The 24,121-nt window shown below is 71.0% G+C and carries 28 protein-coding genes; 10 read left to right on the forward strand and 18 right to left on the reverse strand.

Going from position 1 to position 24,121, the window contains the following annotated elements:
• The first annotated feature begins 94 nt into the window (after positions 1-94).
• Positions 95-826: an ABC transporter permease gene (locus tag AB6L24_RS23065; RefSeq protein WP_405663269.1), complete on the forward strand. Its 732-nt coding sequence runs from the start codon at positions 95-97 to the stop codon at positions 824-826.
• On the opposite strand, the gene AB6L24_RS23070 is transcribed toward AB6L24_RS23065, so the two are convergent.
• Positions 807-1,604 carry an ATP/GTP-binding protein gene (locus AB6L24_RS23070; protein WP_405657922.1) on the reverse strand — a complete coding sequence of 266 codons (798 nt, stop codon included), beginning with the start codon at positions 1,602-1,604 and terminating at the stop codon, positions 807-809. The two genes, AB6L24_RS23065 and AB6L24_RS23070, sit on opposite strands and share 20 nt — an antisense overlap.
• A gap of 149 nt (positions 1,605-1,753) precedes the next feature.
• Positions 1,754-2,914, reverse strand: coding sequence for a phosphotransferase family protein (locus AB6L24_RS23075; RefSeq protein WP_405657925.1), 1,161 nt, complete (start codon positions 2,912-2,914; stop codon positions 1,754-1,756).
• A gap of 277 nt (positions 2,915-3,191) precedes the next feature.
• Between AB6L24_RS23075 and AB6L24_RS23080 the strand changes: the two genes are divergently transcribed.
• Complete coding sequence (locus tag AB6L24_RS23080) at positions 3,192-4,169, forward strand: hypothetical protein (RefSeq protein WP_405657928.1); 978 nt, start codon at positions 3,192-3,194, stop codon at positions 4,167-4,169.
• Between the two features lie 28 nt (positions 4,170-4,197).
• On the opposite strand, the gene AB6L24_RS23085 is transcribed toward AB6L24_RS23080, so the two are convergent.
• On the reverse strand, positions 4,198-4,914 hold the full coding sequence (locus tag AB6L24_RS23085) for an HAD family hydrolase (protein WP_405657931.1): 717 nt from the start codon (positions 4,912-4,914) through the stop codon (positions 4,198-4,200).
• Positions 4,915-5,826, reverse strand: a complete 912-nt coding sequence (locus tag AB6L24_RS23090; RefSeq protein WP_405663271.1) for a winged helix-turn-helix domain-containing protein — start codon at positions 5,824-5,826, stop codon at positions 4,915-4,917.
• Between the two features lie 124 nt (positions 5,827-5,950).
• On the opposite strand from AB6L24_RS23090, the gene AB6L24_RS23095 reads away from it, so the two are divergent.
• A complete protein-coding gene (locus AB6L24_RS23095; protein WP_087884725.1) occupies positions 5,951-6,139 on the forward strand; it encodes a hypothetical protein in 189 nt (62 codons plus the stop codon).
• 77 nt (positions 6,140-6,216) lie between these two features.
• Here AB6L24_RS23095 and AB6L24_RS23100 read toward each other — a convergent pair whose 3' ends face one another.
• Positions 6,217-7,080 (reverse strand): winged helix-turn-helix domain-containing protein, encoded by an 864-nt coding sequence (locus tag AB6L24_RS23100; RefSeq protein ID WP_405663274.1) that lies wholly within the window; start codon positions 7,078-7,080, stop codon positions 6,217-6,219.
• 276 nt (positions 7,081-7,356) lie between these two features.
• On the opposite strand from AB6L24_RS23100, the gene AB6L24_RS23105 reads away from it, so the two are divergent.
• On the forward strand, positions 7,357-7,542 hold the full coding sequence (locus AB6L24_RS23105) for a hypothetical protein (protein WP_030362219.1): 186 nt from the start codon (positions 7,357-7,359) through the stop codon (positions 7,540-7,542).
• 234 nt (positions 7,543-7,776) lie between these two features.
• Here AB6L24_RS23105 and AB6L24_RS23110 read toward each other — a convergent pair whose 3' ends face one another.
• Together AB6L24_RS23110 and AB6L24_RS23115 are read right to left on the reverse strand one after the other, a co-directional pair.
• The gene (locus tag AB6L24_RS23110) at positions 7,777-8,760 is read right to left on the reverse strand and encodes an asparaginase (RefSeq protein WP_405657935.1); all 984 of its coding nucleotides are present in this window, start codon (positions 8,758-8,760) and stop codon (positions 7,777-7,779) included.
• 218 nt (positions 8,761-8,978) lie between these two features.
• Positions 8,979-9,611: an ABC transporter substrate-binding protein gene (locus AB6L24_RS23115; RefSeq protein WP_405657938.1), complete on the reverse strand. Its 633-nt coding sequence runs from the start codon at positions 9,609-9,611 to the stop codon at positions 8,979-8,981.
• A 371-nt stretch (positions 9,612-9,982) separates the two neighbouring features.
• On the opposite strand from AB6L24_RS23115, the gene dtd reads away from it, so the two are divergent.
• Positions 9,983-10,408, forward strand: a complete 426-nt coding sequence (gene dtd, locus AB6L24_RS23120) for a D-aminoacyl-tRNA deacylase (RefSeq protein WP_405657941.1) — start codon at positions 9,983-9,985, stop codon at positions 10,406-10,408.
• Between the two features lie 35 nt (positions 10,409-10,443).
• Here the strand turns inward: dtd and AB6L24_RS23125 are convergent, their stop codons facing one another.
• The 11 genes from AB6L24_RS23125 to AB6L24_RS23175 all read right to left on the reverse strand — a co-directional run bounded on the left by AB6L24_RS23125 (position 10,444) and on the right by AB6L24_RS23175 (position 18,060).
• Positions 10,444-11,409: a YgfZ/GcvT domain-containing protein gene (locus AB6L24_RS23125; protein ID WP_405657944.1), complete on the reverse strand. Its 966-nt coding sequence runs from the start codon at positions 11,407-11,409 to the stop codon at positions 10,444-10,446.
• Positions 11,410-11,443: 34 nt separating this feature from the next.
• On the reverse strand, positions 11,444-11,956 hold the full coding sequence (locus tag AB6L24_RS23130; protein ID WP_405657946.1) for a Fur family transcriptional regulator: 513 nt from the start codon (positions 11,954-11,956) through the stop codon (positions 11,444-11,446).
• A 30-nt stretch (positions 11,957-11,986) separates the two neighbouring features.
• Positions 11,987-12,559, reverse strand: a complete 573-nt coding sequence (locus tag AB6L24_RS23135; protein ID WP_405657949.1) for an FABP family protein — start codon at positions 12,557-12,559, stop codon at positions 11,987-11,989.
• Positions 12,560-12,792: 233 nt separating this feature from the next.
• The gene (locus AB6L24_RS23140) at positions 12,793-13,050 is read right to left on the reverse strand and encodes a DUF3099 domain-containing protein (RefSeq protein ID WP_405657952.1); all 258 of its coding nucleotides are present in this window, start codon (positions 13,048-13,050) and stop codon (positions 12,793-12,795) included.
• 80 nt (positions 13,051-13,130) lie between these two features.
• Positions 13,131-13,418 carry a DUF1416 domain-containing protein gene (locus AB6L24_RS23145; RefSeq protein WP_405657955.1) on the reverse strand — a complete coding sequence of 96 codons (288 nt, stop codon included), beginning with the start codon at positions 13,416-13,418 and terminating at the stop codon, positions 13,131-13,133.
• 31 nt (positions 13,419-13,449) lie between these two features.
• Complete coding sequence (locus tag AB6L24_RS23150) at positions 13,450-14,295, reverse strand: sulfurtransferase (protein ID WP_380846564.1); 846 nt, start codon at positions 14,293-14,295, stop codon at positions 13,450-13,452.
• A 208-nt stretch (positions 14,296-14,503) separates the two neighbouring features.
• Positions 14,504-14,584, reverse strand: coding sequence for a putative leader peptide (locus AB6L24_RS23155; RefSeq protein WP_350893136.1), 81 nt, complete (start codon positions 14,582-14,584; stop codon positions 14,504-14,506).
• A 219-nt stretch (positions 14,585-14,803) separates the two neighbouring features.
• Positions 14,804-15,556 carry a DUF2993 domain-containing protein gene (locus AB6L24_RS23160; RefSeq protein WP_405657958.1) on the reverse strand — a complete coding sequence of 251 codons (753 nt, stop codon included), beginning with the start codon at positions 15,554-15,556 and terminating at the stop codon, positions 14,804-14,806.
• Between the two features lie 129 nt (positions 15,557-15,685).
• A complete protein-coding gene (locus AB6L24_RS23165) occupies positions 15,686-16,927 on the reverse strand; it encodes a hypothetical protein (protein ID WP_405657961.1) in 1,242 nt (413 codons plus the stop codon).
• A 10-nt stretch (positions 16,928-16,937) separates the two neighbouring features.
• Positions 16,938-17,192, reverse strand: coding sequence for a MoaD/ThiS family protein (locus AB6L24_RS23170; RefSeq protein ID WP_030362231.1), 255 nt, complete (start codon positions 17,190-17,192; stop codon positions 16,938-16,940).
• 22 nt (positions 17,193-17,214) lie between these two features.
• Positions 17,215-18,060, reverse strand: coding sequence for an alpha/beta hydrolase family protein (locus AB6L24_RS23175; protein WP_405657964.1), 846 nt, complete (start codon positions 18,058-18,060; stop codon positions 17,215-17,217).
• Between the two features lie 278 nt (positions 18,061-18,338).
• Between AB6L24_RS23175 and AB6L24_RS23180 the strand changes: the two genes are divergently transcribed.
• The 5 genes from AB6L24_RS23180 to AB6L24_RS23200 all read left to right on the forward strand — a co-directional run bounded on the left by AB6L24_RS23180 (position 18,339) and on the right by AB6L24_RS23200 (position 23,947).
• Entirely contained in the window at positions 18,339-19,184 is an 846-nt protein-coding gene (locus AB6L24_RS23180) for a response regulator transcription factor (RefSeq protein WP_405657968.1), read from the forward strand.
• Between the two features lie 23 nt (positions 19,185-19,207).
• Positions 19,208-20,251, forward strand: a complete 1,044-nt coding sequence (locus AB6L24_RS23185) for a LacI family DNA-binding transcriptional regulator (protein WP_380846580.1) — start codon at positions 19,208-19,210, stop codon at positions 20,249-20,251.
• A gap of 277 nt (positions 20,252-20,528) precedes the next feature.
• Positions 20,529-21,590: a S1C family serine protease gene (locus AB6L24_RS23190; RefSeq protein WP_405657971.1), complete on the forward strand. Its 1,062-nt coding sequence runs from the start codon at positions 20,529-20,531 to the stop codon at positions 21,588-21,590.
• A 183-nt stretch (positions 21,591-21,773) separates the two neighbouring features.
• Complete coding sequence (locus AB6L24_RS23195; RefSeq protein ID WP_405657974.1) at positions 21,774-22,535, forward strand: response regulator transcription factor; 762 nt, start codon at positions 21,774-21,776, stop codon at positions 22,533-22,535.
• Positions 22,532-23,947, forward strand: a complete 1,416-nt coding sequence (locus tag AB6L24_RS23200) for an ATP-binding protein (RefSeq protein WP_405657977.1) — start codon at positions 22,532-22,534, stop codon at positions 23,945-23,947. Before AB6L24_RS23195 ends, AB6L24_RS23200 begins: the two co-directional genes overlap by 4 nt.
• Positions 23,948-24,121 lie beyond the last annotated feature (174 nt).

Genomic DNA, 24,121 nt, shown 5'->3' on the forward strand with positions numbered 1-24,121 from the left:
GACCGGCCCACTGCCCCGCCTCCCGTCGAACCCCCTCCCGCCCCGCCTCCCGTCGGCCCCCCTCCTGACGCGCCTGCCGTCGAACTCCCTCACCATGACCGGCCGTTCCCTGCGCCTGAGCCGCCGCGCCGTGGACGCGCTGATCACAGCCCTCGCGCTCCCCGTACTCCTCCTCCTGATCTTCGTGTACTTCTTCGGCGGGGCGATCAACACCGGCACCGACACCCGCTACGTCACGTACGTGGTCCCCGGAGTCCTGCTCCTGTGCGCCGGATTCGGCTCGGCCGGCACGGCGGTGGCCGTGACGGAGGACCTCAAGGGCGGCATCATCGACCGCTTCCGCTCCCTGGACGTCGGCGGCACGGCGATCCTGGCGGGCCACGTCCTGGCCTCGGTGGCCCGCAACGTCCTGGCGACCGCGCTGGTCCTGGCCCTCGCCTTCGCGATCGGCTTCCGCCCGACGGCGACACCGGCCGGGTGGCTGGCCGCGACCGGCCTCCTCCTGGCCTTCGTCCTGGCCCTGTCCTGGCTGTCGGCGGCGGTGGGCCTCCTGGCCAAGTCCCCCGAGGCCGCGAACGGCTACACCTTCTTCGTGAGCTTCCTCCCCTACCCCAGCAGCGCCTTCGTCCCCACCGACTCGATGCCGTCCTGGCTCGCCACCTTCTCCGACCACCAGCCGGTCACCACGGTCATCGACTCCCTCCGCGCCCTCCTCCTCGACCAGCCCGCCGGCTCCACACCGTGGCTGGCCCTCGCGTGGTGCGCGGGGATCCTCGCGGGGGCGGTGGGGTTGGCGGAGGTGTTGTTCAGGAGGCGGGTGGGGTGAGGGGGCGGGCGACGCGCCACAGGGTCTCGAACAGCTCCTGCCTGCGCACGATCTTCTCGCGGGCCGCCGCGCCCGCGTCGATGTGCCAGTGGGTGAGCAGCGAGTCGTACCCCATGAGGTCGAGGACCTGCCGCCCCGGCTCGTCCCGGGACGGCTCCTCCTTGACGGCGTCGTAGATGCCGTCGAAGAGGTGCTCGCTGTCGACGAGGCAGAACTTCACGAACGGCGAGATGTGCAGCACCCGGAACTCCACCGCGAGCCCGCCCCTGCGGTCGTGCCGCAGCCGCCTGGCCAGGACCTCCATGCCCCGCGCGTACCCCCGCACCTGCCGCAGCAGCTCCTCTCGGAAGTCGGGGTCATCCACCGCCTTGCCGTCCCCGTCGAGCATGCCCGGTATCGCCATCTCCCGCGTGAAGTCCGGCACCAGGATCCGCACGGCCACCTCCGGCCGGACCGCACCGTGCAGCCCGTCGAGCGACCGCGCCAACTCGTTGACGACGGTCTCCCCCGTGAACCCGATCGCATCGATCCGAGGCTCCGCCCGCCCGAGCGCCGCCCCGAAGAACCCCCGCAGCTCACTCGCCGCGACCTCCTGCCGAGCGGCCGGCCGCAGCGCGTCGTTGAGCCCGCGCACCTCGCTGTAGAGCACGTACCCGACAAGACTGAGGATGGCACCACCGAGATAGGCCTTGCCTTCGAGGGCGTCGCCGAGGGGGGTGACGAACAGAGCGACGAGACCCAGAACGAAGGTGGCGAGAAGGAGAGCCTTGGTGATCAAGGACTCCGCCCGCGCCCACCCCCGCGAAGGGAACCTCCATGCGACACGGCGACCGGCCATCAAGTCCCCCTGATACCCATGGAGTCGATACGCCCACCCAGTGGCTCATGGTGCCCTCCGCCGGGCCGACCAGGAAGAGCAAGGGACGCCTACCGCCGTGAAGCGGCGCCCTCGGGGCGGGTCCAGCGTCTGAGGGCGTCCACGATGTATCCGTGGGACTTCACGGAGCTCAGGGCCAGGGCGTCGCTCGCGGCAGTGAGGACGCCGCCCACCTTGTGGGCCGCGCGTTCCAGGCGCTCGCCGTCGGGACCGGACGCGGAGTCGAGCGTCTGGGCGATGCGGATGACGTCGGTGAAGACGGACTGGGCCTGCTTGTAGGCGAGCAGACGATCCAGGTCCTCCGCGCAACCGGCGGAGCTGCCCTCCCTGGCCTCCTCCACGGCCGCACACCAGCGGTCGGTCACCTCGCCCGCCTGCTGGGGTGAGTAACGCATCAGATGGAGGTGCGTGGCGAGGTCGTACAGCGGATCACCGACCATCGCCAATTCCCAGTCGATGGTCCACAGCCGCCCGTGGAGGTCGACGATGAAATTCTCGCGGTGCAGATCTCCGTGCAGCAGACAGAACGGACGCGACTTCTTCATGCCGCGCGCCTTTCTCCGCAGCACGTCGAAGGACTGGCGATCGATGCCGAATTCCTTGAAGAGGCCGCCGAACCGGTCCTCATTGCGCAGATAGACGCGCTCTTCGGTGAACCGGATGAGCCCTTCCAGAAAGGCTTTCGTGTCGCCGTCCGGCGCGTGATCCCGCTTCTCGCATCTTCGCTTCACGACAAGGGCGTTCGGTGCGATACGGGTCAACTCACGGAAAAGCGTGATGATCTGGTCGACCCATACGTCCGGAAGTACGGAGTGGGCCGCGACGGACACGCCGAGCGTCCGCCCCTCGATGAACTGCTGAAGCCTGAAACCGTCCTTCTCCCCCACGTCAGGGATCCGGGTGATGCGGCCCCGCAGAGCCACCAGGAGTTCTTCCTCCGAATGGAAGCATCTGCGGTCGAACCAGAAAAGGGAATCCCGAGGTTCTCTGAACTTCCAGCGCCACCCCGGCGCTTGACCCGCCTCGGCCGGCAGCGGGAAGACATATGTCTCGTGGTGGTACCCCTTGAGCGGCCCCTCCAGCGTGTCGGCGTCACCACTCACCCGGGCGGCACGCTCCTTGACCGCGGGCGTCGACTCAAGTGGCATCGCAGTTCTCTCAGCCGGAGACCGATCCACTGACCGTGGAGGGAGGAAAAGTACCAGCAGCACCCTCGGGGTGCTCGGCCGGCCTCTTGTCCACCCGCCCGAAGTCCCCGGCAGGAATGAACGTGCGTGCACCAGATCGACGCGCAGCACACACAAGGGACAAATTGTGCGAACAAACCTGCGAGGGTCAATCAGTGCGGACAAAACTGGATGGTACTTACATCCCGGGCGCCCGATCCCGCCCCCATCGCGTCAACCCGACACGCGGCCGAACTCGCCTCTGGCATACCCGAGTTCACGAGAGCATCATGGTGCGGCCCAGCAGGGGGAGGAGCCCGCGTTGGCCACACGTCGCCGCGCCCCGGGAGAACCACCCTCCAAACTGGAGGAACTGCGCCAGGCACTCACCGCCCTGCAGCCGCGGCTCACCCGGTGGCTGCTGGGCGGAGTGGCGGCACTCAGTCTGGCGGCCGAATTGTTCGAGCCACTCGGGAGCGCCCTGAAGAGCGGCGAATTCCTCAGCACGACATACATCTCCGTCATCTCGCTCGTCCTGTTCAACGCCATCAGTGAATCCGGCGCCGCACGGGAGGCGGACGGCGTGGAGGTCTTCGACACCGTCGACGCCATCTCCGACCCGGTCAAGGAAGCCTTCGACGAAAGAAACGTACATCTCTACTTCTTCGGATTCACGACGGAGACGCTGTACTCGGCCGTGAAGGAACCCCTGATCCGACTGCGCGACGAGACATCGCGGACGCGAGCGCTCACCCTCCGCATCATCATCGTCAGCCTGAACTCGCCCATGAGCCTGCCCGGTTCACTGACACCGGCCCCGGACGGCAGCGGCATCCACTACTTCGCCGATTCGCCGGAGAACCGCAGGCGCATGCGCAATCGCTTCGCCAAGGAGTACTGGGGCCTGCTCAAAGATCTTCTCGACCGCGTGCACACCGAGAATCCGGGTGTCTCCATCACCTGCGAGTTACGCGAGTCCCCGCACACTCCGGTGTCCAAGCTGTACATCCTCAACCAGCAGAAGGTGTACTACGGGACGTACGGCATCATGCGAAAGAAGGTTCGCCACGGCCGGCGCCATCGCGAGTTGGACATCCTGGACGCCGAGGGCTTCGGCATCCGGCACGGCCCTGCCAGGCTCATAGGCTGGGACAAGGGGGCCCGTACCCGCTCGACGAAACAGATCGCCGAGTTCCACATGGCGTGGTTCCAGAACCTCTGGGCCGTACTGGAGAACATAAGGCCGCGTGACGCCGTGTTCTCCGACACGGACCGTGTATGGCGGCCTCCGTCCCACTGACCGTCGCGCGCACGGCGCGACCTCGCCGCTATCCGTCCCTGACGAGATCGAGCACGGGCCGGAGGGACGGCACGATGGTCCGCACCCCGGCAGCCCACAACCGCTGCTTCTTGCGTTCGTTGCGCGCGTAACCGAGGAAGCTCACCCCGGCGGCGCGCGCGGCGAGGTAGTCGGAAGGGGTGTCGCCGATCATCAGGGTGCGGGACGGCTCGGCGCCCAACGCCTTGACGGCGCGGACGACGCAGTACGGGTCCGGCTTGAGCAGGTGCAGGTTCTGCGTGCGGCCGTATATGTGCGGGTGGAAGCATTCGATGAGACCGCGGTGGGTGAGATAACTGACCGCGACCAGAGGGGAGTTGTTGGTGGCGATCGCGAGCCGGGCACCGGTCGCGGTCCAGGTCCGGATCAACGCGTCCGCGTACGCCGTCGGCCAGGCCGACACCACCGCCTTCAACTCCTCGTGCGTGAGCAGCTCCTCCAACTCGACGACGAGGTCGCTGTCGGGGTGCCGGAGATCCACAGCGCGCAGGACGCTGTGCGGGTCGGGATCGTCCCGCACACCATTGGCCAACAGCCCGTGCAGGCCCTGCTCCTCCAGCCATTCGACCTGCTGCCGCGCCACCAGCGCCGCCGAACGCCCGGCGAACAGACGGCATATGGGCCCATCGAAGTCAAAGAGCACGAAGCGGGCGCCGCGAATCAGGCTTCGAAGGCCCTTGGTCGAGTTATTCGAGTCACCAGTCACCTAAGAGAGTGTTAGGTCCGTGGTGATCGTTTCCCAGAGGGCGTCGAACCACTTCTGGGATTCTGTCACGAAGCTGGAGTCACGCGAGTTGCTCCCGGCGAGGAAGGGGAACAGGGTGGTGGTCAGACCCCCGGCGTCGTACGCGCGCACGCTCTCCCCGGCTTCCGCGTCCAGCGGCACGTCCGAGGACTCCAGCGTGTAGTACGCGAGCAGGGCCTCGGAGCCGTTGAGCAAGTAGAGCTTGACCGGCGCCGTGAGCGGCAAGGCGCGGAAGGTGACGTGAACGTCGATGTCGTGCGACTGCCGCAGAGAGATGAGGTTGTGCCGCAGCACCTGCCCCTGCGCGTTCCGCTGCGCGAGCCAGCGCTGTTGGAGCCGGACCCGGTCGCGCTCGTCCTCGGCCTCGACCGGCACCGGGAAGGCCAGGGCGATGGCGCTGCTGGGCAAGAGGATGCGGACGTCGATGGACTCCGGGCACAGCTGGCCCTGGTGGATCTGGCGGATCGGCTCCGTGACGGCGTTCATCAGGGTCTCCGCCGTGAAGGAGACGACGTCGATCCGCACATGAGGCTCCTGGAACGCCTCCACCAACCGGGGAGCCAGCGCCACCATCGACGGCTGCGGCTCCGGCTGCACCCCCGGCGCCGCGGACGCGACCCCCTCCCCCGCCACCCGAGGCGGGCTCCCCCTGCTGATGTGGTTCAGCAACCCGTCCCGCTGCAGCGAGAGCAGCGCCTGGCGCACCGTGCCGCGTTCCACGCCGAACTCCTGGGCGATCTGGGCCTGGGTGGGGAGGCGGTCGCCCGCTTTGAGGGTGCCGGTGCGGATGCGGTCGCGCAGGGCGTCGGCGATGTCCTGGGGTGAGGTCTTTCTGCTGCCGTTCACTGCACCGTTCTCCTTGGTCACGACCAGACGATACAACTGGACGCCATCTCAGGGGAGTTGACGGAAAGTTGTTTATGAAGGGTTACCAAGTGGGGACAACTCTAGTGAGTTGGTTGCCAACTCGCCCGAGATGGCAGAAGGAGGAACCATCATGCCCGCCGTAGCCCTCCTCGCAGCCGTGTTCGCCGTCACCATCGAGCAGGTCGTGCAGTGGAAGTACGGAACCCTCGGCCTCATCGGTCTGCTGCTGCTGACCGTGGGCGTCAAGGCGAAGAACCCCACCTGCAGTTCCATCGGGGCGGTCGTGCTCGCCCTGATGGTGACGGGACCCGCACTGTGACCGGGACCGAGCGCTGAACCACCGGTCCGAGCCCGCGCGGACGCGACAGGCGCCACGCACGGCGCCCGCCGTCCGCCCTACGGACCGGGGTTCAGCTTCAGGTCCTGGCTGATCGTCTCCCAGAGCGCGTTGAACCACAGGTGGGACTGCTCCACGAACGTCGTGTCCCGCAGCCCGTCCCCCGAGTGGAACGGAAACAGCATCGACTGCGTTCCCTGCGCGTCCCACATCTCCAGGGACTCCTGGCCGATCTCCTCCCGGCGCTGGGTGAGGGTGTAGTACGCGAACAGCGCCTCGGAGCCGTTGAGCAGATAGAGCTTGACCGGTGGTGTGAAGGGCAGGGCGCGGAACTCCACCCGTACGTCGATCCCGTGCGTCGTCCGCAGCGTCCGCAGGTTGTGGCGCAGGACCTGGCCCTGCGCGTTGCGCTGGTCGAGCCAGCGGCGGTGCACCTGGCCGCCCTCGTCCTCGCCCTCCACCGGAGCGGGGAAGGCGAGGTCGATGTCGCGGCTCGGCAGCAGCACCCGGACGTCGACCTTGGCCGGTTTCAGCTGTCCGGCGTGGATCTGCCGCAGCGGTTCACCGATCGCCATCGTCAGCGAGATGGAGGTGAGGCACAGCGCGTCGATCTCCACGTGCGGCGCCTGGAAGGCCGCGGCGATGCGCGGGGCGAGCCCGACCATCGTGGGCTCGGGCCGGACCGTGTCGGGGCTCGGCCCGGAGGGGGCCGCGACCGTGGCGGGGCTGCCCTTGGAAACGTTGGCCAGGAGCTGCTCGCTCTGCAGGATGCGCAGCGCCTGGCGTACGGCGCCGCGCTCCACGCCGAACTCCAACGCCAGCTCGGCCTGCGTGGGCATGCGCTGTCCCGGCCGCAGTCGCCCGGATCTGATCCGGTCGCGCAGCTCGTCCGCCACCTCGTGGTGCGAGCGGTGCGGAGTCATGGTCGGCCTCTTCCGCTCGTTGACGGCGGCCTGGTCCGGGCTCACAACCAAACAGTACAACTTCTCGCCATCTTTGGGGAGTTGCTGAGAAGGTGGTTATGAGACGCGCCATCGCGGAGATAAGTCAGTTGGAGTTGGTAGCCAACTTGGGCGACATGGTCAGACCCTTCGGGGGTTGGCCACCAGCCCAGGCCGCCGGGCGAACCCGGCGTTCGGGGCGACCCGTTGGCGGCCGACCAGGGGGCCCGCCGCCCCCGAACCGGAAGGGGGACCGTCATGCCGTTCATCGCCGTCGTCATCGCCGCCCTCGTCATTGGATTCGAGCAGGCCATCCAGTGGAAGTACGGGCCGATGGGCATCATCGCCTTCGTCCTGCTCACCGTCGGCATCAAGGCCAAGAACACCACCGCGGGCGGCATCGGGGCGCTGATCCTCGTGCTGCTGCTCGCCCAGTCGGGCTGAGGCGGCCCGGCTCACCAGTCGGGCTGACCGAGCTCTCATCCGGAGGGGAGCCGGGAGTTCGGTCAGCCGTCAGACCCGGGGCACGGGCCCATCCAAGGCCCCGCCAACGCCCGGCCCGGGCCCCGAAGAAGCGACGGGGTGGCCCACACCGTGGGCCACCCCGTCGAAGCGTCGCAGCGGGCGCTCCCTGTTCCCGGACAACCGCCCCCGTACCGGCGCGACCGCCGCCCGGCCTCAGATCACCGCCCGGATCTCCCCCACCTCACGCCCCGCCCCGAGCAGCGGCGCCCTGCCGATCCGGTCCAGGATCGGGGCGTCCGTGCCGAGCAGGCGCAGCGCGCGGGCCAGGACCGGGCCGAGCACCCGCGTCGAGCCGTCGTCGATCTTGAAGGCGAGGGCCCGGCCGTCGGGCAGCGCGACCGCCTGGACGGCCTCGGCGCCCATCTTCGACAGCGCGCCGGGCACCTCCCGCATCAGCCAGGTGTCGGGGCGCCGGGTCCCGGCGACGTACTCGGGGTGGGTCCGCATGGCGTCGGCGACGCGGCGCTCGGGGCTGGACTCGGGGGCGAGGACGAAGTACCGGTAGGCGCGGGCGAGGCCGGTCAGGGAGATGGCCATCAGGGGCGCGCCGCAGCCGTCCGTGCCGACGGCGGTGACGGGCTCGCCCGCGGCGGCCTCGATGCCGTCGTGGATGAGGCGCTGGAGGGGGTGCCCGGGGTCGAGGTAGCTCTCCTTGGGCCAGCCGTTGAGGGCGCAGACGGCGAGCATCGCGGCGTGCTTGCCGGAGCAGTTCATCGTGACCCGGTCGCGGACGGCGCCCGAGGCGAGGTAGGTCTCGGCCTCCTCGGGGTCAAGGGGCAGGTCGGCGGGGCACTGCAGCTCGGCGGGGGTGAGACCGTGCTCGGCCAGCATCTTCAGTACGAGGTCCCGGTGGAACGTTTCGCCGGAGTGACTGGCGGCGGCCAGGGCGAGACGCTCGCCGGACAGGTCGAGGCCGGCCCGCAGCACCGCCGCCGCCTGCATCGGCTTGTTCGTGGAGCGCGGGAAGACCGGGCTGCTCACGTCGCCGAGCGCGAGCTGCACGTCGCCGTCGGCCCCGAGCAGCACCAGGCTGCCGCGGTGGTGGCCCTCGACGAAGCCCGACCGGACGACCTCGGCGAGGACCGGGGGTATGACGGGGGAACTGGTGGCGGCGGACGGCGGCGTCGTCTTCGGCATCTTCGGCCTTCCGGGTGCGGGCGGTGCGACGGACCGCCCGCGGGAACGCCGGTCCGGGGGATCGCGGCGGCCGTGCCGGACACGGCGTCCACCGGGATCACGGGATCTCGGCGGGCGCCGCACGCGGACGTCCACCGGGGTCACGGCCGACGGCGGCCGCCGGGTCCTCCGGGGTCACCGGGCCCGGTGGGGCGGCGGTGCCCACCGGGGCCGGCAGGTCACGCGAGCAGGTCGTCTACTTGTGCTTCTCCTTCACGGTACCTGCGGGCGATCTCCGCACTGCAATCGTCCGTCGTCCGCTGCATCTCCTGACGCCGCCGGGAAACCTGCTGTTCATAGCGGACGAGCCGGCCCATCGCCGCGTGCAGCTCCTCGTCCGTGCGGGCGGCCAGGTCGGACAGCTCCACGTCGGCGAGCATCTCGGCGGCCAGGCGTCGGTACTCCTCGCTGTGCGGGGTGCCGAGCGTCACATGGCGGGCCGACGAGCGGTGCCGGGCCGGGCCGTCCGTGAGGATCTCCGAGAGCCGGTCCACGACCAGCGGCGACTCCTCACCGGCGGTGGCCTCCGGGTCCCGGCCCGCCGCGCGCGGGACCCTGCGGCGCGCGGTCTCCGCCCGCAGGATGTCGATACGGCCCTGCAGCAGCCGTCGTACGTAGCTCAGGTCCGCCTCGTCCTGCTGCGTGGAGCGGCGCAGTTCGCGCAGCTCCGGCAGGCGCAGGGTGGTCAGGTCGTGGGCCGGTACGTCGGGCAGGACGGGGCTGTCGGTGCGCTGGACCGGGGGGCGCGGGACGTGGGTGCCGCCGATGCCCGCCGCACCGGCCGCTCCGCCCGCCTCGGCGGCCCCCGCCATGCCCACCGTCCCGGCTGCCCCCGCTGCTCCTGCCGCCCCCACTGCCCCTGCTGTCCCCACTGTCCCTGCCGCCCCTACTGCCCTCGCCGGCCCGCCCATGCTCGCGGTCCCGCCCCTCCCTGCCGTCCCGCCCGGGGGTCTCGCCCCCGACGGCCATGACGCCCCGGGCGACCATGGCGTGCTGGGCGTACTGGGCGTACTGGGTGTGCTCATGTGGCTCTACCGTCCCCTCAGCCGGCGCGGTACACCGCGTGTGAGCATCGTGCCACCCCGAGTGGTCGCTCTGTGCGTGAGTGCCCCCAATCGGCCCCGGATGGGGGGTTCTGGACCGGCGCGCGGACGGCGCGTGCGCGCAGGGCATGATGGGCGGCATGCGTGCGGTGGTGCAGAGGGTGGACGGCGCGAGCGTCGTCGTGGACGGGGAGACGGTCGGGGAGATCGTCGGCGAGGGCTTGTGCGTGCTGGTCGGTGTCACGCACGCCGACACGAAGGAGAAGGCGGGGCAACTCGCCCGCAAGCTCTGGTCCTTGCGGATCCTCGCGGACGAGAAGTCCTGCTCGGACGTCGGCGCCCCGCTCCTCGTGATCAGCCAGTTCACCCTGTACGGCGACGCGCGCAAGGGCCGCCGCCCCACCTGGAACGCGGCCGCCCCCGGGGATGTGGCCGAGCCCCTCGTCGACGAGGTGGTGTCCCAGCTCCGCGCCCTCGGCGCCACGGTGGCCACGGGCCGTTTCGGCGCCCAGATGCGCGTGGGCCTCACCAACGACGGCCCGTTCACGGTCCTCCTGGACATCTGACCATCCCGACCACCTCGCCTCGATCGCCCCCCGCGTCAGGGCTCGACCACCGTCTCCTGGGCGGCAGCCGTCGCCCCGGCCAGGAGCTCCGCGTCGACGGGAACGTTGCGCTTGATGAGGGCGAGGGCGATGGGCCCCAGCTCGTGGTGGCGTACGGATGTGGTGATGAAGCCGAGCTTGCGGCCGTCGGGGCCGTCCGCGGCGAGGTGGAGGGGCGTGCCGTGCGCCGGCAGGTGCACGTCGCTGCCGTCGAGGTGGAGGAAGACCAGGCGCCGCGGCGGCTTGCCGAGGTTCTGGACGCGGGCGACGGTCTCCTGCCCGCGGTAGCACCCCTTCTGGAGGTGGACGGCGCTGCCGATCCAGCCCAGCTCGTGCGGAATGGTCCGGTGGTCGGTCTCGAAGGCGAGCCGCGGCAGGTGGTGCTCGACGCGCAGGGCCTCGTGGGCGAGGAGCCCGACGGCGGGCCCGTGCGTCTCGGCGTAGGAGGAGAGGTCCGCGCGGGGCAGGAAGACGTCACGGCCGTGCGGCGTCTCGCGGACGGCGGTGCCGTCGGGGACGGCCGCGATGGACCCGGCGGGCAGGTGCACCACGGCGAACTCGGCGGTGCGGTCGGCGACCTCGACGCGGTAGAAGAACTTCATGCTCTCCAGGTACGCGATGAGCGCGTCCTGCGTGCCGGGTTCGACGTGCGCCCACATCGTCTCGCCGTCGTCCACCAGGTACAGGGCGTGTTCGATGTGCCCGTTCGCGGAGAGGATCAGCGCCTCGGTGGCCCGCCCCGCGGGCAGATCGCTGACGTGCTGGGTGAGCAGCAGATGCAGCCAGCTCAGCCGGTCGGCTCCGGTGACGGTGACCACGCCGCGGTGGGAGAGGTCGACGAATCCGGTGCCGTCGGCGAGGGCACGCTGCTCGCGGAACAGGTCGCCGTAGTGCGCGGCGACACCTTCGTCCACGCCCTCGGCGGGGACGGCGCCGGGCAGCGAAAGCAGGGGGCTCTTCATGTTCACAAAGACTACGACCCGAGGACCGGGCCGCTTATTCCGCGGCCGCCTCGGCGGCTTGTTCCGCGGCGGTCTCGGCGGCCTCGTCGGCCTTTTCCCGCTCGGCGGGGCCCCCGTCGGCAGCGGCCGCGGCGCACTTCTCGCAGCGCCCGAAGATCGCGAAGTGCTTCATGTCGGTGTCGAACCCGAACATCCCGCGCAGCTTCGCGGTGAACTCGGCGGCCACGTCCAGATCGGCCTCGATGACGTGCGTGCAGTCCCGGCACACCAGGTGGATGTGGTGGTGGCGGTCCGCGAGGTGGTACGTGGGGGCGCCGTGGCCGAGGTGGGCGTGGCTGACCAGGCCCAGCTCCTCCAGGAGCTCCAGGGTGCGGTAGACGGTGGAGATGTTGACCCCCGACGCCGTCTTGCGGACCTCGGAGAGGATGTCGTCGGGGGTCGCGTGCTCCAGTGTGTCCACGGCTTCGAGCACGAGCTGGCGCTGCGGCGTCAGGCGGTATCCGCGCTGCCGCAGGTCGCTCTTCCAGTCGGAGTCGGTGCTCACCACACCCCGAAGTCTAGGCCCACCGGGAACGGCCTACTTGAAGAAGGCGATCCCGTCGTCGGGCAGGTCGCCCAGATTGCGCGCCATCTCGGCGACGTCCTCGGGCGAGACGACCTTCTTGAGCTGCGCGGACATGTACGGCCGCAGCGGCACCTCGGGCGTCTGCTTCTCGCCGACCCACATCAGGTCGCCCTTCACGTACCCGTAGAGCCGCTTTCCGCCGCTGTACGGGCCGGAGGCCGCGGTGCGGGCGACGGCGTCGGTGGCCAGGTCGATCTGCGGCTTCTGGTCGGCCAGCTCGCCGTACCAGACCTCGACGACGCCGTCCTGGCGGACCATGACGGTCTCGACCTTGCGGTCCTTGTCGATGCGCCAGAAGCCCGACTCGGACTCCAGCGGCTCGACCTTGTTGCCGTCGGCGTCGAGCACCCAGGTGTGCGAGTGGTACTCCAGGAAGTCCCGCCCGTCGTGCGAGAAGGAGACTTCCTGGCCGAAATTCGCCTTGGCGGAGCCGGGGAAGTCGGTGACGCCCGCGCCGGCCCAGTCGCCCAGGAGCCAGGCGAGGGGGACGAGGTCACGGTGCAGGTCGGACGGGATCTCGATCATGGGGTGCTCAGGAGTCTCTCGGTGGGGGGTGCGGTCAGCGCTGGCCCTGGTACAGCTTCTTCACGGTCAGACCCGCGAAGGCGAGGACGCCGACGCAGACCAGGACAAGGAGGGCGGAGAAGAAGGCCTCAAGCACTTAAAGCTCCTTGGTGAGCGGTATGTGGGGCGGTACAGAGCCGGGTCCTACTGTAGTCGGGCCACGCCGCCCCCTCCCGCCGAGGTGGGCCACCCGGCTAGCGGCGGTGCTTGCCGTCCAGCTCGTCCCACCACTCGTCGGATTTCGGGTCCCCCGAGGGGTCGTCCCACCAGCGGTCCTCGGGACCGCGCCGGTTGGCGACCATCGCGGCGACCGGCGGGATCACCATCGCCACGACGCACATGCCGACGGCGACGGGGATCGACCAGAGCCGCACGACACCCCACGCCAGGACGAACAGGGCCAGGCAGGTGCCCATCATGACGAAGTACACATGGCGCCGTCGCGCGTACATGACTCCAGCGTAAAACCGAAGGGCCGCACCCCTCCAGCGGCGTCCAACCCCTGGGGTGCGGCCCATCGGCCTGTCTTCGCTCAGACAGCGATCGCGACCTCCGAGAGGCCGCCCGTCCGGGCGACGACCGTGCGGTCCGCCGAGCCGCCGGGCACCAGGGCCCGTACGGTCCACGTGCCCTCGGCCGCGTAGAAGCGGAACTGTCCGGTGGCGGAGGTGGGGACCTCCGCGGTGAACTCGCCGGTCGAGTCCAGCAGGCGGACGTAACCGGTGACGGGCTCGCCGTCGCGGGTCACCTGGCCCTGGATGGTGGTCTCACCGGGCTTGATGGTCGAGGCGTCAGGGCCGCCGGCCTTGGCTCCACACATGGGTACTCCTGAGGATGGGGAAGGTCGGGGCTTACTTGTTGGCGCCGAGCTCGATCGGCACGCCCACGAGGGAGCCGTACTCGGTCCAGGAGCCGTCGTAGTTCTTGACGTTCTCCTGGCCGAGCAGCTCGTGCAGGACGAACCAGGTCAGGGCGGAGCGCTCGCCGATGCGGCAGTACGCGATGGTGTCCTTCGCGAGGTCGACCTGCTCGTCCTCGTAGAGGGCCTTCAGCTCGTCGTCGGACTTGAAGGTGCCGTCGTCGTTGGCGTTCTTCGACCACGGGATGTTGCGGGCGCTCGGCACGTGGCCGGGGCGCTGCGACTGCTCCTGCGGGAGGTGGGCCGGGGCGAGCAGCTTGCCGGAGAACTCGTCGGGCGAGCGCACGTCGACGAGGTTCTTCGAGCCGATCGCGGCGACGACGTCGTCACGGAAGGCGCGGATGGAGGTGTCCTGGGCCTTGGCCTTGTACGAGGTGGCGGGGCGGCTGGGCACCTGCGCGCCGTCGACCAGGTCGCGGGAGTCCAGCTCCCACTTCTTGCGGCCGCCGTCGAGGAGCTTCACGTCCTGGTGGCCGTAGAGCTTGAAGTACCAGAAGGCGTAGGAGGCGAACCAGTTGTTGTTGCCGCCGTAGAGGACGACGGTGGAGTCGTTCGCGATGCCCTTGGCGGAGAGCAGCTTCTCGAAGCCCTCCTGGTCGATGAAGTCGCGGCGGACCGGGTCCTGGAGGTCCTTGGTCCAGTCGATGCGGACGGCGTTCTTGATGTGGTTCTTGTCGTACGCCGAGGTGTCCTCGTCCACCTCGACGATCACGACCTTCGGGTCGTCGATGCGGGCCTCGACCCAGTCGGCGTCTACCAGGACGTCGCTGCGGCTCATGCTGTTCTCCTCCGGGGCAGTTACGGCGGGGATGCGGGGAAGTGCGGTGGGTGCGATACGCGGGTCACGCGGACGACGCGGATCGCACCGCTCGAGCGGTGTGTGCACGTATGGGTACGCGGGGAGGCGCCGGACATACGGCACGGGTGGCACTGTCGGCCGTGAGGGGGTCAACAGGCCCGGGGAACACCGGAGTTGAGGGTCCGGTTCAGAAAGTGCGACAGAGCATGGCGGCGACGCGGCACAGGTCCACTGCCCGCCGCTTCGTGAGGTCCGCCTGTCGGTGCATGCGTCCGATCGTAGGGACGCAGGGGTGGCCGTGTCACCGGCGTGTCGGATACTGAGACGTTTTCGTCCAAGATGTGATCACGCAGATGCTTTCCGGCCGGTGGCCGGGGTCCGGCGGTCCCCGGACGCGCCACGGGCGCCCGCCCACCATCTGAGGGACGGACGCCCGCGTCTCGTACTACGGACAACTTCTCGCCGGGGAGGCGATCGGCCGGGTCGGTCAGGACACCAGGTCCACGTTCTCGCCCTTCACGGCCACGTCCACGCCGTCGGGGGCCGCCTGCACGGTGTCGAGCTTGATGCCGCCCGGCAGGTCGGTGACCTTCTCCTCGAAGTCGGTGATGTCGCGGGCGATGCCCTCGGGCAGCGGGATCTTCACGCCGAGGACCTCCAGGCTGTCCGGGATCGTGTCGGCGTGCACCTTGATCGTGTCGCCCTCGACGCTCAGGGAGCTGAGCACGTGCACGGGCTTGGGGAGCTTGGTGCCGCCCTTGCTGACCTCGACCTCGACCTTGATCTTGCCGTCGCCGCCGTCGGACAGGCCGACGACCTCGCCGGTGGCGCCGAGCGGCAGCTTCACCGGCTCGGCCTTGGCGGCCTTCAGGAGCTCGTCGTAGGAGATCCGGGCGACGCCCGCGGCGGAGTCGGCGGTGGCGGAGCTGTAGTCGCTGGAGAAGTCGACGCCGTGCGCGGTGGCGTTGAGGTTCGCGATGCGGATGGTGTCGCCGTCGGACTTGGCGTCGTAGTCCTTGATGCCGATCTCGACGTCGTCGAGCTTGCCGCCGAGGACCTGGGTGAGGAACGGGAAGCCCTTGATGGACACGTCGGGCGTGCTGCTCAGGCCCTCCTGGGCCTTGATCTTCTCCGCGGCCTCGCTCTCCGCGAAAGACACCGCGAACCGGTCGGCGGCGACGAAGAGGCCCCCGAGGACCACCACGACGATCAGAAGTATGCGTATCGCGCGCTTGCTCATGCCTGCTGTTCCCCGTCCCCCGCCTCGGCTGTTCCGTTGCCGCGAGCCTAAAGGACAAGTCCCCGGCCGCTGTGCCCGGCCGGGGACCTGTAGATCGACTGTGACGCTGCGGGCGGCGCCCGCCCCGGCTCAGCCGAGGGCGCGCCCCAGCAGGTACACGGCGGGCGCGGCGGCCGCGAGCGGCAGCGCGACACCGGCCGTGAAGTGCACGAACCGCGACGGGTAGTCGTAGGAGGCGACCCGGTGCCCGATCACGGCGCAGACGCCCGCGGCGAGCCCGAGCAGGGCGCCCTCACTGCCAAAGTCCGTCGCACCGCCGACCGCGATGCCCGCACCGGCCGCCGCGAGCAGCGCCACGACCACCGACGCGGGCGTCGGCAGCGGCAGCGCGCGGGCGAGCACGGCCGCGGCGACCGCGACCCCGCCGACGGTCGTGGCGTCGTCCACGGCGGCCAGGTGCCCGGCCGCGATGATCGCGAGCGCGGAGGAGGCGAGGGTGGCCATCAGGCCGTACATCCGCTCGTCGGCGCCCGCGCGGCTGCGCAGCTGCAGGACGAGGACGAGCAGCACCCACACGCCGAGGGTGCCGAGGATCGCGGCCGGGGCGTTGCCCTCGCCGGTGGCGAGCAGCGCGACGTCCGCGGCGACACCGCCGAGGAACGCCAGCGCGATGCCCTGCCGGGCGGGCCACATCCCGTTCAGCCGGAACCATCCGGCGGCGGTCACGCCCTGCAGGATCACCAGCGGCACGAGCAGCGCGTACTGCCCCGCGGCGGCGCCCCCGGCGAGCAGCAGCCCGAGCAGCGCCGTCAGCAGGGCGGGCTGCATCCCCGGCTCTATGATCGGCGACCGCCCCTCGGCCCGGGCCCGCTGCGCGTCGGTGACGCGGGCGTTGCCGGTGAGGGTGGCGGGGCCGTATCCGGAGGCGTCGGTGGCGGGCTCGGACTCGGGCTCGTCCACGGGGGCGGGCCCTGCGGGTGCGGGTGCGGGTGCGGGGGCGGGCTCCTGCGGGTACGACCCCGAGTGGTCCGGCCCGGATGCCTGCGCCTGGTACCCCTGCGGCGGCTCGGCGTACGCCTGTGGCGGCAGATACGCGGTCTCGGTCACGTCCACCGCGGGCAGCGGAGCCGACACCTGCGTGTCCCAGGTCTGCCCCTCCCACTGCTGAGTGGCGTACTGCTGCTGCGCGTAGGGCTCCTGGTACCCCCACTCACCCTGGTCCTGCGGATACCCCTGCTGGGCGGCGGGCTCCTGCGGGTACTGCGCGTACTGCCCGTACTGCGGGTCGTAGGGCTGCTGTTGGCCCTGGTACTGCTGGGGCTGAGGCTGCTGCGGGTACTGCTGATAAGGGTCGTACGGTTCGTTGCTCATCGCGTACGGGTCATCCTCCTGCGAACGGCGGGAGCACCTCGACCGTGCCGCCCTCGGCAAGCCGTACCGTCTCATGGGCGCGGGTACCCACGGGGTCGCCGTCGATGAGGAACGAGCAGCGCAGCAGCACGCGGTCGAGTTCTCCGGGGTGTCGCGCGCGGGCCGCGCTGAGCGCCTCGGCCAGCGTGGCCTCGGCGTACGGCTCCTCGGCGATCCCCGCGGCGGCCTTGGCGGCGGCCCAGTACCGGATGGTCCCCGATGCCATGGCTCCCCTCCTTTCGCTCAAGTCACTCGGCGGTTGCCGACGTCCATGATGCCGTGGCCCAGGCGCCGATCCGCCCAAGGAGTTCGTCGTCCGCCGCGTGCTCGGCGTGCCCCATGCCGGGTTCCAGCCACAGCTCGGCCGCGTCGCCCGCGGCGGCGGCCAGCATCCGGGGGTGGTCGACGGGGAAGTACGGGTCCTGGTCGCCGTGCACGATCAGGAGCGGGGTCGGGGCGATGAGCGGCACGGACTCCGTGGGTGACAGCGGGACGGGCGCCCACTCGTGCGGGTGGATCCGGGTACGCAGACCGAGCCGCCCGACGAGCCGCCCCGCCCGCCGCGTCACCACCCAGTGCAACCGCCGCATCGGCGCCGTACCCCGGTAGAACCACCGGGCCGGTGCGCTCACCGACACGACCGCGTCGACCCGCGCTTCCGTGCGCCCCCCGTGCAGCGCGGCGTGCCGCAGCACCACGGAGCCGCCCATGGAGAAACCGACCGTGACCACGCGCGCGTGCCCGAGCGAGCGCGCCCACGCCACGGCCGCCGCCAGGTCAAGGACCTCGCGGTCGCCGACCGTGGAGCGCCCACCGGAGCCGCCGTGCCCCCGGAACGAGAACGTGATCACGGCCGCACGCTGCGCGAACACCGTCGCGGCCCGGCGCACGTGCGGCCGCCCCAGGTCCCCCGTGAAGCCGTGCGCGAGCACGATCGCGGGCCCGCCGACCGGCCCCGGACCGGGGTCGTACGCGGCTTCGACGCGCACCCCGTCCGAGGTAAGGAGCGTGGAACGCGACGTGGCGCGCGGCTGAACGCGAGTGATCGGCTGCACAGAAGATCGCGCCGTTTGACCTGCCGGACCGGAACTCATGTGGGCTATTCTGCTGCGCAGAGGATCCGGGCAGCGAAGCCCCCGGGTCCTTTCGTGCTTTCCAGGCACCTCGTATACGAAGGCTCACCAAGGCCCCGTAAACGAAGCCTCAAGAACGGCGCGCGCGGTCACCACCCGGGGCGCGGGAGGTGTACCACGAGTACGAAGCAGTGCCGCATACGTCCTCGCAGGGACCGAGGAGGAACCGACGTAATGGGCGAGCGAAACGTGCACGACAGTCAGAGGAACCGGCGGACGACCCAGGCAGGTGGGCCGCGATGAGTTCTCTGCTGCTCCTGACCAACGCCCTCCAGCCGTCGACGGAGGTGCTTCCCGCCCTCGGCCTGCTCCTTCATCAAGTGCGGGTGGCCCCCGCCGAGGGCCCGGCGCTCGTCGACACCCCCGGTGCCGACGTCATCCTGATCGACGGGCGGCGCGACCTGCCCCAGGTCCGCAGCCTCTGCCAGCTCCTGCGCTCCACAGGACCGGGCTGTCCCCTGGTCCTGGTCGTCACCGAGGGCGGCCTCGCCGCCGTCACCGCGGACTGGGGCATCGACGACGTGCTCCTGGACACGGCGGGCCCCGCCGAGGTCGAGGCGCGCCTGCGCCTGGCCATGGGCCGCCAGCAGATCACCGCCGACGACTCCCCCATGGAGATCCGCAACGGCGACCTGTCCGTGGACGAGGCGACGTACAGCGCGAAGCTGAAGGGCCGGGTCCTCGACCTGACCTTCAAGGAGTTCGAGCTGATCAAGTACCTCGCGCAGCACCCCGGCCGGGTCTTCACCCGCGCCCAGCTGCTCCAGGAGGTCTGGGGCTACGACTACTTCGGCGGTACGCGGACGGTGGACGTGCACGTACGCCGGCTGCGGGCCAAGCTCGGCGTCGAGCACGAGTCGCTGATCGGCACCGTGCGCAACGTCGGCTACCGCTTCGTCGTCCCGGAGAAGCCCGAGCGGGCCGAGAAGGCCGCGCGGGACACCGCGGAGAAGGCCGATCGGGCCGCGCGCACGGGCGACTCCGACGGCGCCGGGGCGGCCGCCGCGAATCCCGCCGCGGGGCGGGCGCCGGGGGCCGCCGCCGAACGGGCGAAGGAAGCCGTCGCACGCCCTGCTCAGGGTTGAGTCCATCCGCGTAGACTGCGCGCGTGGCCAAGGTGACGCGGGACGATGTGGCGCGACTGGCGGGTACTTCGACCGCGGTCGTGAGCTACGTCATCAACAACGGACCCCGGCCGGTCGCCCCGGCCACGCGCGAGCGCGTACTCGCCGCGATCAAGGAGCTGGGCTACCGCCCGGACCGGGTCGCCCAGGCCATGGCGTCCCGGCGCACGGACCTCATAGGCATGATCGTGCCGGACGCGCGGCAGCCGTTCTTCGCGGAGATGACCCACGCCGTCGAGCAGGCCGCGTCCGAGCGCGGAAAAATGGTGCTCGTCGGCAACTCCGACTACGTCGAGGAACGTGAGACGCACTACCTGCGCGCCTTCCTCGGCATGCGGGTCTCCGGCCTGATCCTCGTCAGCCACGGCCTGACCGACCAGGCCGCCGCCGAGATCGACGCCTGGGACGCGCGCGTGGTGCTCCTGCACGAGCGCCCCGAGGCCATCGACGACGTCGCCGTAGTCACCGACGACGTGGGCGGCGCCCAGCTCGCCACCCGGCACCTGCTCGAACACGGTCACGCGTACGTCGCCTGCGTCGGCGGCACCGCCGAGACCCCGACCGTCGGCGACCCCGTCTCCGACCACGTCGAGGGCTGGCGGCGCGCCATGCGCGAGGCCGGTCTGCCGGTCGAGGGCCGCCTCTTCGAGGCCCCCTACAACCGCTACGACGCCTATCAGCTCGCCCTCGGCTTCCTCTCCCGCCCCGACCGCCCCACCGCGATCTTCTGCTCCACGGACGACCAGGCGATCGGCATCCTGCGGGCCGCCCGCGAGCTGCGCATCGACGTGCCCGGCGAGCTGGCCGTCGCCGGCTTCGACGACGTCAAGGAGGCCGGGCTCACCGACCCGCCCCTCACCACGGTCGCCTCCGACCGCCCGGCGATGGCCCGTGCGGCGGTCGACCTGGTGCTTGACGACGGGCTGCGGGTGGCCGGGTCGCGGCGGGAGCGGCTGAAGGTGTTTCCTTCGCGGCTCGTGGTGCGGCAGTCGTGCGGGTGCGGGCCTGCGGCCGCGGCTGATCTTTAGTTCGCGGGTGCCCGGGGCCGGGGTGCCTTGAGGCCGGGGTGCCTTGAGACCGGGGTGCCCGGAGGCCGGGGTGCCCGGAGGCCCGGGTGCCCGGAGGCCCGGGTGCCCGGAGCCTGCGCGTTCTTCGGGCCGGGGTCCGTGGGCAGCTTTGTGCCGGGGCACGTAGGTGGCTTTGTGCCGGGGCACGTAGGGGCTTTATATCGGGCAAACGCGGTTCTGTCGGGGTTCTCAGGGCGTCCTCAGGGGGCTCTCATGTGGCGGGAACACGATCGGAGACATGACAGAACTCTTCCGCCAGAGCGATGAGAACCCGTCCGGCCCGCACCCGCAGGCCCCGGCCCCGTCGGCCGCCCCGGCCCCGTCGGCCCCGCAGCAGCCCGGCTTTCCGCCGCCGCCCGCCTTCGGGCCCGGCCCCGCCGGTGGGCCCGCTCACTCCGGGCGTCGGCGCGCCCGTGGCCCCGTGGCCCTCCTGGCCGCCGTCGCCCTCGCCGCCGCGGCCGTCGGCGGTGGCACCGCGTACGCCTTCCAGACGCTGACCGGTGACGACAGCGGCAGCGGTGGCACGCGGAACGTCAACGGGACCAGCGTCTCCGCCGGCAGCAAGGGAACCGTCGCCGGGGTCGCCGCCGCCGTCTCCCCCAGCATCGTCGAGATCAACGCCAGCACCGGCTCCGGCAAGTCCACCGGGTCCGGCGTGATCATCACCTCCGACGGCGAGATCGTCACCAACAACCACGTCATCTCCGGCGCCACCGACATCACCGTCCGGACCAGCGACGGCAAGACCTACAAGGCCAAGACCGTCGGCACCGACAGCAAGAAGGACCTCGCCCTGATCAAGCTGGAGGGGGCGTCCGGTCTCAAGGCCGCGAACCTCGGTGACTCCGACGACGTGCAGGTCGGGCAGGAGGTCGTCGCCATCGGCTCGCCCGAGGGGCTGACCGGGACCGTCACCAGCGGCATCGTCTCCGCGCTCGACCGGGACGTGACCGTCTCCGCCGATCCCGGGCGTGGGCAGGAGCAGGGGCAGGGCCAGGGGCCCGGTGGGGGGTGGCCGTTCGAGTTCGGTGGGGAGCAGTTCAACGGGGACACGGGGTCCTCGAAGACGACGTACAAGGCGTTGCAGACCGACGCGTCGCTCAACCCCGGGAACTCCGGGGGTGCGCTCATCGACATGAACGGGAACATCATCGGGATCAACTCGGCCATGTACTCGGCCGGTTCCGGGGCCGGGGCCGGTGGGGGGTCCGAGTCCGGGAGCGTGGGGCTCGGCTTCGCCATCCCCATCAACACGGTCAAGGCGGACCTGGGCAAGCTGCGGGCCGGGGCGGACGGGTAGGCCGGGGGCACCCCGCATCGGCGGAGGCTGTCCCACCCGAAGGGGACATCCACCCCCGGGGCCCGGGGCGGAGCCCCGGTTTCGGGAAGGGGCGGGACTGGGGAATGCCCCGCAGGGCCCACCCCCACCCCCCATGCGACGCTGATACCGACCGCCCCCGCCCGACCAGAAAGCCGAACCCCCATGAGTCCCGCCGAAGGCGACCGTGAGTTTTCGCATCCGCAGCAGCGCATCCTGATCGTGGACGACGAGCCGGCCGTGCGCGAGGCCCTGCAGCGCAGCCTCGCGTTCGAGGGCTACGGCACGGAGGTCGCCGTGGACGGCGCCGACGCACTGGAGAAGGCCGCGGCCTACCGCCCCGACCTGGTCGTACTGGACATCCAGATGCCCCGCATGGACGGCCTGACGGCCGCGCGGAGGCTGCGGTCGGCGGGCTCGACGACGCCGATCCTGATGCTGACCGCACGGGACACGGTCGGCGACCGGGTCACGGGCCTGGACGCGGGGGCGGACGACTACCTGGTCAAGCCGTTCGAGCTGGACGAACTGTTCGCCCGCATCCGCGCCCTGCTGCGCCGCAGCACGTACGCGACGGCGCCCGGCCAGAGCGCGACGGAGGACGAGGGCCTGACCTTCGCCGACCTGCGCATGGACCTGGCGACGCGCGAGGTGACCCGCGGGACCCGCACGGTGGAGCTGACCCGCACGGAGTTCACACTCCTGGAGATGTTCCTGGCCCACCCCCGCCAGGTCCTGACGCGCGAGCAGATCCTGAAGGCGGTGTGGGGCTTCGACTTCGAGCCGTCGTCCAACTCCCTGGACGTGTACGTGATGTATCTGCGGCGCAAGACGGAGGCGGGCGGCGAGCCGCGCCTCGTGCACACGGTGCGGGGAGTGGGGTACGTGCTGCGCGCCGATGCCTCGGGGTCCGGCGGCGGCGCGTGAACCGTCTCGTCCGCCGCTTCCGCGCGCTCCCGCTGCGCTCCCGGCTCGCCCTGCTCGTCGCCACGGCGGTCGCGGTGGCGGTCGCGGCCGCGGCGGTGGCGTGCTGGTTCGTCGTACGGAACGTGCTCGTCAGCTCGTTGGACGACGCGCTGCGGAGCAATCGCCCCTCGGATTCCGACGTCGTCGACCAGATCGACGTCCAGGGCGGGCGGTGTCTGCGTACCTTCCCCAGCAACCCGGACCTGTACAAGCAGACCATCCAGGTCGTCTTCGCGAACAACGCGAGCTGCGTCATCATGGGGCGGCAGAAGATCGACATCAAGGAGTCCGACCTCGCCGTCGCCCGCCAGGAGTCGGCGGAGACGTACCACAACACGCGCGCGGCGAACGGCGTCGAGTACCGCGTCTTCACCTACCCGCTGCAGAACGCGCCCCTCGCCGTCTCCGTGGCCCGCCCCCTCGACGAGGTCAACGACACCCTCAACAACCTCGTCCTCGTCCTCTCCCTCGTCGCCGGCGTGGGCGTACTCGGCGCCGGCGCCGCCGGGCTCTGGGTGGCCCGCACCGGCCTGCGCCCCGTCGACGAACTGACCGCCGCCGTCGAGCACGTCGCCCGTACCGAGGACCTGAACCTGCGGCTGCCCGCCGACGACGACAGCGACGACGAGATCGCCCGGCTCTCCCGGTCCTTCAACGCGATGACCTCCGCCCTCGCCTCGTCCCGGGACCTCCAGCAGCAGCTCATCGCCGACGCGGGCCACGAGCTGCGGACGCCGCTCACCTCCCTGCGCACCAACATCGAGCTGCTCGCCCGCAGCGAGGAGACCGGGCGCGCCATCCCGCCCGACGACCGCCGCGCGCTCCTCGCCTCCGTCAAGGCGCAGATGACCGAACTCGCCTCCCTCATCGGCGACCTCCAGGAGCTGTCCCGCCCCGACGCGGCCCAGGGCGGCGGCAAGGTGCAGGTGGTCGCCCTGCACGACGTCGTGGACGCGGCCCTGGAGCGGGCCCGCCTTCGCGGCCCCGAGCTGACCTTCGAGGCCGACCTCGCCCCGTGGTTCGTACGGGCGGAGCCCGCGGCCCTGGAGCGGGCCATCGTGAACGTCCTCGACAACGCGGTGAAGTTCGGCCCGGCGGGCACGGTCATCGAAGTCGGGCTCAAGGGCGGCGAGTTGACGGTACGGGACCACGGGCCCGGCATTCCCGCCGACGAACTGCCGTACGTCTTCGACCGCTTCTGGCGCTCCCCCACCGCCCGCAGCCTGCCGGGCTCCGGGCTCGGCCTGTCCATCGTCGCGCGGACCGTGCGGCAGGCGGGCGGCGAGGTCGCCCTCGGGCCCGCGGACGGTGGCGGCACGGTGGCCCGGGTGCGGCTGCCGGGGGCGGGGACGCCGCCGCCCGCGACGCCGTGAAGCGGCCCTGGTCGGCGGGCCTGGATGGGACCTGACCACCTGTAGGCCATTCCAACGAGACGGTGCGTCTTGCGTCGATGGCTCGTGGGTGTTACTGTCGTCCTCGTTGAAGCGAGACGAGACGTCTCGTCACTCACGAAGGGGTGCACACGCCTTACGCGCCCCGGCCACCGT

Source organism: Streptomyces sp. RK9 (genome assembly GCF_045070545.1).
GTDB lineage: Bacteria > Actinomycetota > Actinomycetes > Streptomycetales > Streptomycetaceae > Streptomyces > Streptomyces alboflavus.